Origin of the sequence: Paracoccus sp. (in: a-proteobacteria) (assembly GCF_032007265.1) — a bacterium.
Lineage (GTDB): Bacteria > Pseudomonadota > Alphaproteobacteria > Rhodobacterales > Rhodobacteraceae > Paracoccus.
On record NZ_DALZMB010000103.1, the window covers coordinates 1 to 13449 of the forward strand.

Below are 13449 nucleotides of genomic sequence, written 5' to 3' on the forward strand. Positions count from 1 at the left end.
TGTCGGTTGCAACCTGAACCCCGACCCTTCGGGCGGCAACTGGACCAGCGCACCGCTGACCGACCGCAGCTGGTATCCCTTTTATGAAAAGCTGGTCGAGCTGCGCGTCCCGGCGATGATCCATGTCTCGGGCACCTGCAATCCGAACTTCCATGCCACCGGCGCCCATTACATCAACGCTGATACGACCGCCTTTATGCAGTTCCTGCAAGGTGATCTGTTCCGCGATTTCCCGGACCTGCGCCTGATTATTCCGCATGGCGGCGGCGCGGTACCCTATCACTGGGGGCGCTATCGCGGCCTGGCGGATATGCTTGGGCGTCCGCATCCGAACCAGCACGTCATGAAAAACGTCTGGTTCGACACCTGCGTCTATCACCAGCCGGGAATCGATCTGTTGTTCAAGGTCATTGATATCGACAACATCCTTTTCGCCTCGGAAATGTTCGGAGCGGTCAAAGGAATCGACCCCGAGACCGGCCATCATTTCGACGACACCAAGCGCTATATCGACGCGCTGGGTCTAAGCGCCGATGACCGCAACAAGGTCTTTTCCGGTAATGCGCGCCGCGCCTATCCGCGACTGGATGATCAGCTGGCCGCCCAAGGGCTGTAAGATTGCAAAGCGGCCGCTGCCGGACATCCGGGCGGCCGCTGCTTCAAAAGCTTTCCTGAATCCGGACATGGCGGTGATGCGCCCTGCCCTCATGATCATGGTCGTGATCCTCGGCCCCGATCGGCAACAGCGCCGTGCTGCCATGGCGCACGCCGCGCTCAAGGAAAAGCTGGTGAGAATAGTCCGTGACCCGTGCCACGGTGCTGCGCATTACCGCAATGTCCAGCGTCCAACGATGGTTGACCGGAATGCTTTGGATCGCGATGAATTCATCATGGCGATCCAGCCGAGCCAGCCGCGTCTTTTTGGCAAGACCCGGTATTTGCTGATCAATCGCATAGGAAATCACGCCCATGCAATCAGCATCTGACCTTTCGGCCGCGTCGGTATTCAGGCCCCGCCGCACCAGATCTCGCACGGCCTCGGATCGGTTGGCCGCGCCCGAGCGTTCGATATAGGCGTCGAGTTCCTGCGCCAGCTCGTCATCAAGGGTGATGGTGGTCCGGATCATGGCAAGGCTCTCCTTTTGGCCGCGCTCCTATTGCGTTCAGATCTGCCGCAGAACTGTGGCAAAGACCAGCGCCCTGCTCGCCGTCTAGGAAAAGAGCAGTGATTTGATGACCAGCGGAATCACCCCAGGCGGCTCCATCAAAGAGCCAATATCAACAAAATCGAGGTCCTTCAGCTGGATGCCATCAAGGCAGACAAGATCGCCGTCAAAGCCCAGCTCTTCGCGCAGGATACGACCGATGCTAAGTCCAACATCGCCATCGATCACCACCGCAAGCAGACCATCACGTGGCCCATCGCCAAGCGCCGCCAAAACAAGCCCCTCGGCCAATGCCCGCAGCCGCGCATAATCGGGGATACCGCTCCAGGTGAAGGCCAAAGCTATCGCGCCTGAAAGCGCCAAATCCTGCATGGCGGCTGCATGGCGCAGCGCAGAAGCGACATCATCGGCGATGATCACATCTGGCAAATCCCCTGACAGACGCACCACCGGGACATTGCGCTGCGGCAGCGCCTCTTCGCGGGTCAGGTAAAGCGTCTTGCCACTGACCTGCACGGTGAACTGCGAAGCACCGATCACCGTCGCGCGGATGCGCTGACCCGCGTCGATGATCACGGCATCACTTTGCTGGCGCAGCTGATCGACGATTTCACCTGCCAACATTCGCGCGATATCGCCGAAATCAGCGGTCTCATAGCCAAAGATATATTCCGAGACTCCGCCGGAAAAGCTGATGAAATTCGGTGAGCAATCGCGCCGAAGCGGCGCCGTCAGCAAAAGCGACTGGCCCAGCGCGTCAAGGCCCTCGCCGCGGATCTGATCCATCACCAGCCCCGCCATACGGTGGGCAATGCGGTTGCGGTTATCTTGATCGGCCATGGCCTCGGGGGTTGCGGCGATGCCCAGATCCTGCGCCAGCAAACGCGCGGAATCATCGATACGGCTCCAGACGCCGTCCTTGTCTTGTGCAATCAGGCGACCACCGACGGCAAAAGCCGCAACATCCAGAACCTCGCCGTCGCGCACCAGCGCAAGCTTGGTGGTGCCCCCGCCAATGTCGACATGCAGCCCACAGCCACGTTCTTGCGACAGCGTCACCGCCCCCGAGCCCTGCGCGGCCAGCGTCGCCTCTAGCCGATGCCCGGCAGTGGCACAGACAAAGCGCCCGGATTCCCCGGCAAAGATCTCGTTGATGGCGCGGGCGTTGACTTTCTTGATCGCCTCACCGGTCAGGATGACCGCACCTGTATCGACATCGGCGCGCTTATAACCGGCATCCTCGTAGCAATGGCCAAAGAAGTGGCGCAGCTCATGGGCGTCAATCGTCCCGTCCGGCCGGAACGGCGTCAATCGGATCGGACTGCGCCAGATGATGCGACGCTCAACCACCCGGAAGCGGCTTGAGAGATCGTGCTGCTCGCGGCGCAAAATGACGCGCGCGAACAGCAGATGCGTGGTCGATGAGCCGATATCGATTCCCACCGTCAGCAGGTCGACGGTTTCCTGCTCCCAGATTGCCTCTGCGATGGCCAGCTGGACAGCCTCGTCCAGCGCTGCCTCATGCTCATGGTCAAACTCTAGATCATGCATGGTTCACTCCTGCTTCCGGGTCGGCTCTTGGGTCGTCTTGTGGGTTGGCTCGGGCGATCTGGGATCAGATCGCCGGGCCAGTCGATTGTGGCACCTTGATCACACCGGTCAGGCTGGCAGGGTCAAGTGCCGCAATCGCAGCCTCGTCAAAGGTATCGCCCATCTGCGAGGCAACGCCGTTGGCGGCAAGTTCGTCCAGAAACTTGCGGTGAATGCGGGGATCCTGATCCTCGTATTCGATCTGACGACCGCCCTTCTTGACCGATTCCGCCCCCTTGCCCTCGGCGCTTTTGCGGCGCAGCGCGATGAACGGATAGCGGCGGCTGCCAAGCGAACAGGCGAAATAGCGTGCTGGCTGGTCGCAGGTGTTGAAGTGCTGATGATACATCCAGAAAGGCGGCGTATACATGAAGCCATGTTCCCAGGGGATCTCGACGAATTCGCTGTCGCCCTCATACCACAGCAGCGAATAGCCGGTGCCGTCAATCGCATGGACATGCGTGCCCGCGGCATGGCGATGTGCCTTTTTATAGCGCCCGGTCGGCATCTGCGAGACATGGGCGTGAACCGTGCCGTCAGCCAGCGAGAAGTTCACATTGGTCGATCCTTTGCCGCGGCCCACGAAGGCATAAAGCCGGACTTTGGACAGATCGTTGATGAAGTTCGTCTCCCAGATATTCTGGACCTTGCTGAGTGAATCCTTGCCGTAAGAGTAAAGCTTGCCGCCTCCCTCGAACTGGTCAGGATCGCCGACGCGGTCGGGGAACGTGCAGGGGTTGTTGAAGACGAAATCAAGGTTATGGAACAGGTTGATAACCAGCGGCGCGTCATTGGTCACAGACAGCCGCACCGTTTTCTGACCTGTCGCGTTCAGGATCTGGTATTTGCAGTTCAGCGGGATTGCGAAAAGCGCCTTGGGCCCCCACTCGAAACTGCGGCGGGTGCCATCAGGCAGCCAGACCACGGTCGAGCCATAGCCCTCGAGCACGAAGAAAAAGGATTCGTAGATGTGCTGCACGGGCCGGGTCTTTTGACCAGGCGCGACCTCGAGGACGTAATTGGCCATGAAGTCGCCCATGCCATGGGTATGTGCAAAGCAGCCTTTGGCCTCGTAGCGGTCCCAGTCACCTGTCTTTAGCCCAAGAAGCTGATGGCCGAAATCAAGATGAACCGGAATGCCCTCGCCCTCGGCCCAGCTCTTGTAGGGGTCGAGCAGAAATTTGCGATGTTCGGGGTCCGGGGTGATGGGCAGGTCTTGAGCGGCGGTCGCGGTATCGGTCATAGATCGGTCCTTTTCGGCTCAGATCGGAAGGTAAAGTTCGGACGGCAAATAGCGCCGCTGTGTGATCTGCTGGCGATGCGAATAGTCGAGCAGCTTGTCGATGGTGGCGGTGTTCGCCTCATATCCATAGGCCGGGGGCGCCTCGGCCCCGTCTTCGGCAATGGCTAGGCTGCGGGCACGGTCGAACATTTCCATCAGCTCGGCTGCAAGCCAGGGATGGGCCTGGGTCAGTGCGCGGCGGATCGACAGGGTGTGGTTGATCGGATGGATACCTGTGCGCGCGATCCATTCGCGGGCGCGGATTTCGGCATCGGGGATGACCGGTCGGATATTGGCCGGATCGACCACACGCTCGCCCATGATTGCGGAAAACTCGCCCGCCAGCATCAGATCGCGCAGGGCAGGCTTGGGCGGATAGCGCCGCGTGATCGACGGATCGACATATTCGGGCAGATGCGCATCCTCCATCGTGCCCCACAGGATCGAATTCAGATCGACGCCGTAGTCTTCCTCAAGGATACCTCGCACCCAGACGCCCGAGGTTTGAGCATAGGCGCGTACCCCAACCCGTGTGCCTTCAAGATCCTTGACGCAGTTGATGGGCCCGTTCGCAGCGCAGACAAGATTGGCATGAGGCAGGCGCGACCACAGCGGGATCGCCAACCCAATATGTTCGCGGCCGCAATCGACAGCAAGCAGATGAGTTACGACCGCCATTTCCGACAGATCAAGATCATCGCCTCGCACCATCAGGCGAAAGGCCTTGGGCAAAGGCTCGAAATCGTGAAACTCAAGCGTGACCCGATCCGAGTTGACGCGACCATCCCTTAACGGTTTGACATGGGCATGTGCGCCAAGTGCCGTCTTCAAAACCAGCTTCGTCGCCAAACCGTCCTCCTCAAGACTGATAAACGGCCCCGCATTCAACCGCTGGGCCCCCGCACTTACGTTCCTACATGCGGACCGATGTTCTTTAAATGAAGTATATCAGAGCAAGATGATCGGTCAACCGGGGCATCGCGGCTTCGATATGCCAAGGTTCATTTTCCCGACTTCAGCCGCCCTTCCACCAGTTCGAAACTTTGGTCAGCAAAGCGATTGAGAAGAGCTTTATTATGAGAAATCAGTAGAATACCAATGTTGCTTTCGCGAGCAACGCCTTGCAGAACGGTCAATATTTCGATCGCTGACAAGGCATCAAGATGGGCTACGATCTCGTCACAGATGACAAAACGAACCTTGGGCAAAAACAGCCGCACCAGCGATACGCGCGCAAGCTGACCGCCTGAAATCTCGCCCGCCTTACGCCCTAGCCAATCCGGCTTGATACCAAAGGCCTCGCGCATCGCATCCGGGGTCTGGCCACCATTCGCAAGGATCTTGGCGATGCTCCAGCGCGGGTCGACGGCCTTTTCGGTAACCTGCGGCGCATATTGCACCGTGGCGACCCGCCCCCTTTGGGGGCCGTCATAGCGGGCACCATCCAGCATCACTTGCCCTTGCTGCGCGGTCAATGCCCCCGCCATGACACGCCCAAGGCTGGACTTACCCACCCCCGAGGCCCCGCTCAGGCCGATGATCCTGCCGGAAGCGATGGCAAGATCGACCCCGGCAAGGCAGACCTTATTGCCATAGGACAGCGCAATGCCGCGGGCTTGCAACATCTCAGGCCGCCTGCGCACACCAAAGGTCGCGTGCATAGCCCTCGGACAAATCCTGCCCCTTGGACGAGAACGCTCGGCCGGGCGCGGTCTCGACCAGACGCCCCTGATGCAAAACCGCGATCCGGTCAGCGACCCCCGCCAGCGAGACGAGATCATGACTGATGATCAGCACCCCCTGCCCGCGATCTGCAAAACCGCGCAACAGCGCCATGATCCGCAGCGCCTGGGGCGCATCAAGTCCGGCTGTCGGCTCATCGGCGATCAGGTAATCCGCACCCGTCGCCAGCGCAGTCGCAAGCAGTACCCGCCGCGCCTGCCCACCCGACAGCTGATGCGGCCAGAGTTTTGCACAGGTGGTGGGCAAGCCAACCTTGTCCAGCAACGCCAAGGGGTCGGCCGCGACATCGCCGAACCGCGCAAAGCGGCGCAACTGCGCCCCCACGCGTGCCAGCGGATCCAGCCCTTCAAGACTTTGCGGAGCAATCGCGATCCGGCAGGGTCCCTGCCCGCGGTCGATGGTGCCACTTTGGCGAATCCCCCGTGGCAGCTGGCCGATCAGGGCGGCGCCAATCAGGCTTTTTCCTGCCCCTGACCCACCGCACAAACCAGTCACCGCGCCGCGCGGGATCTCGAGCGATAGCCCGTCTAGCAGCGGCGCGGGGGCAAGCGTTGAATGCAGGCTCAGGTCACGCAGCGAAAGGGTCATCTGGAGATCTCCTCGACAGAGGTTGCAAGCTGGCTGCGGCGCGCAAGCCTTTCGCCGCAGATTTCAAAGGACAAGGCGACGGTCAGCAGGCCAAGTCCGGGAAAAAGCGCGGTCCACCATTGCCCCGCCATGATCGCGCGCAAGGATTCCGACAGCATGATGCCAATCGAGGGCACATGCGGCTCGACCCCAAGGCCAAGAAAGCTAAGCGCCGCCTCATGCAGCACCGCATGGGGAAAGATCAGCACGAATCCTGCGATCAGAAAGGGAATGAGATGCGGGATCAGATGATGTCGTGCCAGCCACAGCGGGCCGCGCCCCAACATCCGCGAGATCAGAACATAATCGCTTGTCGCCACCAACTGGGCCTCGTGGCGCAGCACCCGCGAGAGTCGCGGCCAATGGGTCAGCGCCACGCCAAGTACGACACCCGAAGCACCGCCCCCCGCCGCATAAGAGACGAAGATCACCAAAACCAGATGCGGCAGGCCTAACACCAGCTCGGTCAGGATCTGCACCAGCCGGTCGATCACCGGATGGGACGCGGCGGCCAGTGCCATCACCAGCGCAATCACCGTCGATATGGCTGAGGCCGTCAACCCAATCCTGACGCTGGTCCAAAGCGCCAGAAGCGTTCGCGTCAGCCCGTCGCGTCCTAACATATCGGTTCCGAAAGGATGGGCGAAACTAGGCGACAGACCGCGGCTTGCGGCGGCGACACGCTCGGCCGCCGACCAATCAAGCCCCTGCATCGCAAAGCCGAAAAGGCCAAGCGCCGCAATGCCAAGCAGCGAAAGGACAGGCCATTGGAGGCGAGCAGGATCGGGCAGCATGGTCATGACCGATACCCGCTGCGCTGGCGGTGATCGAGCAGGCCCGCTGCGACATCAGCAAGCGTATTGCCAATGAAAACAAAGATCAGCGTCGCCAGCCCGATCCCCAGAAGCAAAGGCACATCGCCGCCCAAGGCCGCCCGCGCCGTCGCCTGCCCCATACCCTGCAGTGCAAAAGCGGTCTCGATCAGCACGGCGCCGCCGAACAGCTCGCCCGCACTCGCCAGATGGACGGCAAGCGCTGTTCCTAGGGTATGGCGCAGGCCCGGCCCACGCGCGATCCCCAGATCGGAATAGCCATGCACGCGCAGGTGGGCGGCGGCAGGGCCCTCAAGAAAGCCGATCAGCTTTTGGCGGCTGATCAGGATAACGCTTGGCATATTCACCACCGAAAGCGCCAATACCGGCAGGATCATATGGCGCAAGCGATCACCCAGCGCGCTTTCGCTGGCCAGCCTGCCCGGCGACATCGCGCAACAGGCAGGCAGCCAGCCAAGTGCCACCGCAAAGACCGCGATCAAAAGGATCGCGATCCAGAACCCCGGCGAGGCGGCGACAATCACCGCGCCGGTCCGGATCAGCCGGTCCGGCCAGCGCCCGCGCCAGACGGCCGCGGCCATCCCCGCAGCCATGCCAAGCACCAGCGCCAGCACGAAAGCCACCACCAGCAACACCAGCGTCGGCGGGAAATTCGCCGCAATCACCTGAAGAACCGGCGCATTATAGGCCATGCTGTCGCCAAAATCGCCCTGCAGCACCTGCCCTGCCCAAAGCAGAAACCTTTGGGTGGGCGGCTCGTTCAGACCCCAGACCTCGGCGATCTGCGCCTGCTGCTCAGGCCCGATCAGGGCCATGCGGGCACCGACGAATGCACGGATCGGATCGAGCGGCGCCAAGGACACGAGGGTGAAAAGACATATCGCAGCCAGAGGCAATAAAAGCGCCAGCCGCAGCGCACGTTCCCAAAGCAGTCGGACAAGCCAGCCGTTCACTCGCATGTCCAGCGCCAGCTTGGCAGGTCATGGGTGATCGGGAAGCCGTGCCCATGCGGATGCAGCTGCAAGGGGCCAAGATCAAGACAATCAGATACCCAATAGGGATGATCGATATTGACAAGCCAAGCCCAGGCGGCGTCGCCCTTGCTGCCAAAACCGGTCGTTCCGTCCCATTGCGCGGCCTTCCAGGCGTCAAGCGAGCTGGTGAAATCAGGCGCTGATTCAGCCTGTGCAAAATGGGCATCGACCACGGGATTGGCGTAATAGCCGGGGTTGAGGTAATCGATGCCCGCCCGCCCGGAGTGATACAGATTGAAGACCTCAAGCGGGTCATGCGAGCCCCAGCCAAAGACCACCGCTTCGCTGTGCATTCGGCGACCAAGCTCGGGCCATGAAAGCCCCTCGGGCCGCGCATCAATGCCGATTTCGTGCAACTGCTGTGCAACGCCAAGCGCCAGAACCTGTCGCGTGCTGTCGGAGGCCGGATAAAGCAGGCTGAAGCGCGCAGCCCTTCCGTCGCGGTCCAGTACCCCGTCGCCGTCCTGATCGGTCCAGCCCGCTGCCGCAAGAAGCTGGCGCGCGCCCTGGGGATCGTTGTCGCTCACCCGCGCCTCGGCATTATCCCAAGGCAGCCCGTCTGCCGGGCCATAGGCCGGGCGACCATGGCCGGATACCGCAAGATCAACCAGTTGCTGGCGGTCAAGCGCCCGGTCGATTGCCTGGCGGATCGCGGGATCGGCCGTCACGTCATTGCCAACCGGCACGCCGTCGTTGCCGGCAATCTCGCGTGATGCAACCATCGGAAAGCTGATGCCGCGATTGTCTACGGATTTAACGTTCAAAAGCGCCATGCCTGCCGGCACGACATCGGCGCGCGCGGGTGGCACCGCAACAAGATCCGCGACACCGGAATGGGCCAGTGCCATCGCGGTTTCCTCGGAGCCAAAGACGAAGGTCACGCGCTCAAAGGGGATGTCGCCGCCGAACCAATAGGGATTCGGCTCGACCACCAGCTGTTCGCCCTGTCGCCATTCGAGCATGCGAAAAGGCCCGGCCCCAACCGGAGCGCGACCGTAATCTTTGCCATAGCTCTTGGCGGGAACAATGCCGAGCGTCGCCATCTGGCTCAGAAAGCTGATCTGCGGCCGTTTCAGGACAAATTCAATCGTGTCCGATCCAGTCACCCGCACCGCGTCAAGCACGCTCAAATCGACCAGCCCACCAGCCTTTCGGGCCGTTTCATAGGTAAAGGCAACGTCCTCGACCGTCAGGGGCATACCGTCCGAGAATTTCGCATCGGTTCGGATCTGAACATTCCACACCAGCCGATCGGCAGAGGCAGTCCACTTGGTCGCAAGATCGCCGATGAAATCCAGCTGCGCATCACGACGCAGCAAGGTGGCCTGAAACAGCGGGCTGCCATAAAGCCCCCAGCCCATCACCGGATCAAAACCAAGCTCGGGCTCACCGCCGACAGCAAGCACCAGTGGGCGCGCCTCGGCCGCCCCTGACACAAGGCAGAACGTCCCTAAAACGAAAAGTCGACAAAAAGAGAAAGACATACTTTACCCTTCGAGAAGTATGATCTAATTATTAAATATTCATACTCTCTTGCCGAGTCTGTCAATCAGAATCGTTCCGATATGTGAATATATTGCGCCTGCATGCGATCCGATGTTTTGCATAGAGGAACGAACGGCATGGATACCCACAATCCTGCGGCAAATTTCACACGAAAGGATGAGGGATTGAATTTATTCTGCGGTGCGGCATTCCGTCCCTTGGCGCAGCGCAACATCGATGCCATCTCAGTATTGGAAAGGAACCAAACCATGACGATCTCTGATGTAAATATTGCCCTGACCGGGAAAACTGACCGCCTGCGGCGCAGCGCTCCGGCTGGTTCGCTTGGCCTGATGGCTGGGTTGCAAGCCTATCGCGCCTATCAGGCATTGGCCCAAATGACGGCGCAGGAACGTCGCCGTGCTGGCATCAGCAAATCCGAGCTGCCTCGGATCGCTGCGCGCCATGCAAAGTTGATTGCCTGATAGCCAAACAAGGAATCTGCGGGCAGCCTGCCCGCAGCCTTTATGCGTTAACTTGCCCTTATGCGTTAACCAGTCGCAGTATTCCCAAGGCCATGACCGGGAAAGACCAGCGACTTGACGACCACCGGCACCGAACCCGAGGTTTCGAGGATCGCGCCAATGTCGATAAACTCGAACTCTTCCAGCTCAACGCCATCAATCGAGACGACCCGGCGCTGGTTAAAGTTTTCGAGAAAATGCATCCCAACCAGACCACCAACATCGCTGTTGGCGACAAGAACGACAGGGTGCCCCGCCTCAAGTAGTGGTGCCAGCCCTTCAGTGACACCGCGGCAGAAACTGTCGAGGCGCCGGAAGCTCGCCGAGCCCTGAAAGTGATAGTAAAGTGCGACGGGCGTCTCGCCATGCCCAAGATCAAGCCGCGACAATGCCTCGCTGACGGCGCGGGCGACCGCCACAGGATCGATCTCGTCGCCGAAATCCAAGGCTGGCTTGATGACCGGAATGTTGCGGATCGGCAAAAGCTCCATCGGATGCACAAAGATCGTGCTGCCACTGACCTGCACCGTATATTGCGAGGCGCCGACCACAGTTGCCCGGATGCCCTGTTGTGGTGCAACCAAGGGCACGCCCCACCCCTCAAGCCGTTTCCGCAAGGCCTGCGCCAACGCGGGACCAAGATCACCAAAACCGGCCTCTTCGCGACCATAGAGGAACTCGGACACCCCACCCGACACCGTGACCGCATCGGGGCGCGCGCCCACGACCAGCGGCTCGAGTCGGTGCAGCGCACTGACCTCTTGCGACAAAGGCAAGATCCCCGCCGCCTCACAGATCGCATCCGCAATCGCCCCGGCAATCACGTGCTCGGCCTCCACCGACAGCTTCTGGCCGATTTCCAGCGCATGGCCAGTCTGACGCGAGAAATGCCGCCCAGCATCCTCAAGACGCGTCACCCGACGCGCCTCATCAAAGGCAATGATCCGCGCCCCGGAATCAAGTGCGCTGATCGACTGGATAGCCCCCCCTTTGGCAAGGGCAAGTTTCGACGTCCCGCCACCAATGTCGATATTGAGAACGCGCTGCCCACCCCCTGTGCCCGAGAGCGCGACCGCCCCAGAGCCAAAGGCCGCCAAGGTGGTTTCCAGCGCATCCCCCGCCGATACGACGACAAAGCGACCGCTTTGCGCCGAGAAGAGCTCGCCGATCGCCCGCGCATTCGAACGTCGCACTGCAACACCGGTCAGGATCAATGCGCCTGTGTCGATGCCGTCGGGCGTCAGCCCCGCAAGCTTATATTGCTGTGCGATGAAATCACCAAGCGCCTCGGCATCTATCGTATCATCCGCCAGATAAGGCGTCAGCAAAACGTCTGATTGGTGGAGGAGCGTGCGCTCCACCACCATGTATCGGGTATCAAGACGTTCAAGGATGATCTTCGAGAATGCAAGATGCGAGGTCGACGATCCGATATCGATGCCGACGCTTACCAGCTCAAGCTCATCCTCGGTTTCCATGCTGCGTCCGACGCTTGAAAAGAAGATGCGCCCGCCCTGTCGATCCTCCAGATCCATCATCTGATCAGACCACGGTTGATTTCTTCGTGGTCGTATCTGCGGGCTTTTCATACCATTCCGGCTTCATCCGCAGCTCGACCCCGTTTCGCTTGAGATGGGCCTCGTATTCGTTGCGAATATAGGGATCTTCCATCCAATAGGGGATCGCCGTGCCCCCCTCATTGACATCGATCGCGGTGTAGTCCGTGTGCTTTTCGCCCGGTGCGCCGGGATCGCGGCCCGGATTATGGGGACCAAACCAAGCCATCAGGCGGAAGGGGTCCTTTGAGACCGAGAAATGCTGGTGATACCAACGTGCGCCGCCCGGTGCAGCTGTCACCATGCCAAATTTGCCGTAATCAAGGCGGCGAACCTTATCGGCATGGCCATTAGCCCAAGGGTTAACGCCGTATTTTTCAGGCCAGGTATAGGTATATCCTTCACCCTGAAGACAGATCAGCACCGCGGCCGAAGTATGCGCATGCGCCTTGGAATAACGCCCATTCTCATGCTGGCCAAACCAGAAGTAGAACGAGTTATTGGTCATGAAGGGCTCGACCCGGCGATACCCCGGCGAGCGGCGGTTATCGAGCGGAAGATCGCAATGCACCGCATCCGGGATAAAGTTTGTCCGACGCATCGCCAGACCGCGCACCGGATCAGGCTCGATCTCTTCGCGATATTTGTAAAAACCGTCATCGGCCGAGAAACGGTCACGGAAGACATAGGGGTTGTTGAAGACCGCATCCGTGTTTTGCAGCGCATTGATCACCACAGGCGCAGTCGTACCGCCCAGCAGCAGTGCCGGACTATTGGTCGCGTTGACGATCCGGTGCCAGGCATTGACCGGGATCGAGAACATTGACCCTTCCTGCCATTCGAAAACATGCTTGCGCGTCTCGCCCTCAAGCCAGACTTCGGTCGAGCCACGCCCCTCGACCACGATGTAGATTTCCTCATACATGTGTTTTTCGGGTTTAAGCTCGCCAGCTGCCGGCACTTCGACAAGGTGGCAGCCCCATTTGGTCTCGGTGCCGTAAAGCTGGATATAGGTCCCGCGCCCACCGGTCCGCGCCCAGGGCTTCAGCGGCAGATTTTTGACATCCGATACGCCGAGATCGCGATAGACCGGGATATCCTCTTCATCCATGAAACGGTCATAGGGCGTCGGCTGTTTCTGAAACTCGCCAAATCCCGCCTTCTTATTGCCAGCCGGCTCGTGCCAATGGGCGCCCATTTGCGGATCGTCGTGCATTCTTTCCCTACCTCTCTGACCTTCACTCGATCCCGCTGACTCAATCTATCGTTCTGCTATGCGGATCGTCGTTCTGTTTAAACTATGCTGAGGCGATCCTTTTGGCAAGCAAAACGTCCCTTCTTCCCACTGAAAGCGATCCTCATCTTTGGACTGTGGCCACACGCCAATCCGCTTGAAGTTGGCGTATTCACGCCAGACCTGATGGTGCGCTTTTGCAAGAATGAAGGCGGGCCACCGCACGCGAACAAATGCTGACCAAGCCCCACAACGCCGGCCCGTCTCGCCGTCATCGTGTCATTGCCCATTTCGACTGGCTGCCGCTGGCTGGCAATGTTGTCGAGGCGACCGAGGCGCTGATCCTGCGCCACAATCCCTCTTGGACGATGTCGG

At 60.2% G+C, this 13449-nt stretch carries 13 protein-coding genes; 2 read left to right on the top strand and 11 right to left on the bottom strand.

Annotated features, from left to right (window positions below):
- Window positions 1-616 (top strand): amidohydrolase family protein (locus RTS12_RS16975; RefSeq protein WP_312530621.1); only part of this gene is annotated, 616 nt, incomplete at its 5' end.
- Window positions 617-659: 43 nt separating this feature from the next.
- On the opposite strand, the gene nikR is transcribed toward RTS12_RS16975, so the two are convergent.
- From nikR to RTS12_RS17020, 9 genes are all read right to left on the bottom strand, one after another.
- Complete coding sequence (gene nikR / locus RTS12_RS16980) at window positions 660-1127, bottom strand: nickel-responsive transcriptional regulator NikR (RefSeq protein WP_312530623.1); 468 nt, start codon at window positions 1125-1127, stop codon at window positions 660-662.
- 84 nt (window positions 1128-1211) lie between these two features.
- On the bottom strand, window positions 1212-2717 hold the full coding sequence (locus RTS12_RS16985) for an ethanolamine ammonia-lyase reactivating factor EutA (protein ID WP_312530625.1): 1506 nt from the start codon (window positions 2715-2717) through the stop codon (window positions 1212-1214).
- Between the two features lie 64 nt (window positions 2718-2781).
- Complete coding sequence (locus tag RTS12_RS16990; protein ID WP_312530627.1) at window positions 2782-3999, bottom strand: hypothetical protein; 1218 nt, start codon at window positions 3997-3999, stop codon at window positions 2782-2784.
- Between the two features lie 18 nt (window positions 4000-4017).
- Window positions 4018-4887, bottom strand: coding sequence for a hypothetical protein (locus RTS12_RS16995; protein ID WP_312530629.1), 870 nt, complete (start codon window positions 4885-4887; stop codon window positions 4018-4020).
- Between the two features lie 152 nt (window positions 4888-5039).
- Window positions 5040-5663: an ATP-binding cassette domain-containing protein gene (locus RTS12_RS17000; RefSeq protein ID WP_312530631.1), complete on the bottom strand. Its 624-nt coding sequence runs from the start codon at window positions 5661-5663 to the stop codon at window positions 5040-5042.
- Between the two features lies 1 nt (window position 5664).
- Window positions 5665-6369 (bottom strand): ATP-binding cassette domain-containing protein, encoded by a 705-nt coding sequence (locus RTS12_RS17005; RefSeq protein WP_312530633.1) that lies wholly within the window; start codon window positions 6367-6369, stop codon window positions 5665-5667.
- The gene (locus RTS12_RS17010; protein ID WP_312530635.1) at window positions 6366-7208 is read right to left on the bottom strand and encodes an ABC transporter permease; all 843 of its coding nucleotides are present in this window, start codon (window positions 7206-7208) and stop codon (window positions 6366-6368) included. The genes RTS12_RS17005 and RTS12_RS17010 overlap by 4 nt, the downstream gene beginning before the upstream one ends.
- Complete coding sequence (locus tag RTS12_RS17015) at window positions 7205-8200, bottom strand: ABC transporter permease (protein ID WP_409455704.1); 996 nt, start codon at window positions 8198-8200, stop codon at window positions 7205-7207. Before RTS12_RS17015 ends, RTS12_RS17010 begins: the two co-directional genes overlap by 4 nt.
- Window positions 8191-9759 (bottom strand): ABC transporter substrate-binding protein, encoded by a 1569-nt coding sequence (locus RTS12_RS17020; RefSeq protein WP_312530638.1) that lies wholly within the window; start codon window positions 9757-9759, stop codon window positions 8191-8193. Before RTS12_RS17020 ends, RTS12_RS17015 begins: the two co-directional genes overlap by 10 nt.
- A 270-nt stretch (window positions 9760-10029) precedes the next feature.
- On the opposite strand from RTS12_RS17020, the gene RTS12_RS17025 reads away from it, so the two are divergent.
- Window positions 10030-10245, top strand: a complete 216-nt coding sequence (locus RTS12_RS17025; RefSeq protein ID WP_312530639.1) for a hypothetical protein — start codon at window positions 10030-10032, stop codon at window positions 10243-10245.
- Window positions 10246-10310: 65 nt separating this feature from the next.
- On the opposite strand, the gene RTS12_RS17030 is transcribed toward RTS12_RS17025, so the two are convergent.
- Together RTS12_RS17030 and RTS12_RS17035 are read right to left on the bottom strand one after the other, a co-directional pair.
- Window positions 10311-11822 carry an ethanolamine ammonia-lyase reactivating factor EutA gene (locus tag RTS12_RS17030; protein ID WP_312530640.1) on the bottom strand — a complete coding sequence of 504 codons (1512 nt, stop codon included), beginning with the start codon at window positions 11820-11822 and terminating at the stop codon, window positions 10311-10313.
- Between the two features lie 4 nt (window positions 11823-11826).
- Complete coding sequence (locus tag RTS12_RS17035) at window positions 11827-13056, bottom strand: cupin domain-containing protein (protein WP_312530641.1); 1230 nt, start codon at window positions 13054-13056, stop codon at window positions 11827-11829.
- Between the last annotated feature and the right edge of the window lie 393 nt (window positions 13057-13449).

What these genes read in the sequence shown, in the direction of transcription:
- RTS12_RS16990 (WP_312530627.1), bottom strand. Translation starts at nt 3,999, where the DNA reads ATGACCGATACCGCGACCGCCGCTCAAGACCTGCCCATCACCCCGGAC.
- RTS12_RS16985 (WP_312530625.1), bottom strand. Translation starts at nt 2,717, where the DNA reads ATGCATGATCTAGAGTTTGACCATGAGCATGAGGCAGCGCTGGACGAG.
- RTS12_RS17010 (WP_312530635.1), bottom strand. Translation starts at nt 7,208, where the DNA reads ATGACCATGCTGCCCGATCCTGCTCGCCTCCAATGGCCTGTCCTTTCG.
- RTS12_RS17005 (WP_312530633.1), bottom strand. Translation starts at nt 6,369, where the DNA reads ATGACCCTTTCGCTGCGTGACCTGAGCCTGCATTCAACGCTTGCCCCC.
- RTS12_RS17020 (WP_312530638.1), bottom strand. Translation starts at nt 9,759, where the DNA reads ATGTCTTTCTCTTTTTGTCGACTTTTCGTTTTAGGGACGTTCTGCCTT.
- nikR (WP_312530623.1), bottom strand. Translation starts at nt 1,127, where the DNA reads ATGATCCGGACCACCATCACCCTTGATGACGAGCTGGCGCAGGAACTC.
- RTS12_RS17000 (WP_312530631.1), bottom strand. Translation starts at nt 5,663, where the DNA reads ATGTTGCAAGCCCGCGGCATTGCGCTGTCCTATGGCAATAAGGTCTGC.
- RTS12_RS17015 (WP_409455704.1), bottom strand. Translation starts at nt 8,200, where the DNA reads ATGCGAGTGAACGGCTGGCTTGTCCGACTGCTTTGGGAACGTGCGCTG.
- RTS12_RS17030 (WP_312530640.1), bottom strand. Translation starts at nt 11,822, where the DNA reads ATGATGGATCTGGAGGATCGACAGGGCGGGCGCATCTTCTTTTCAAGC.
- RTS12_RS17035 (WP_312530641.1), bottom strand. Translation starts at nt 13,056, where the DNA reads ATGCACGACGATCCGCAAATGGGCGCCCATTGGCACGAGCCGGCTGGC.
- RTS12_RS17025 (WP_312530639.1), top strand. Translation starts at nt 10,030, where the DNA reads ATGACGATCTCTGATGTAAATATTGCCCTGACCGGGAAAACTGACCGC.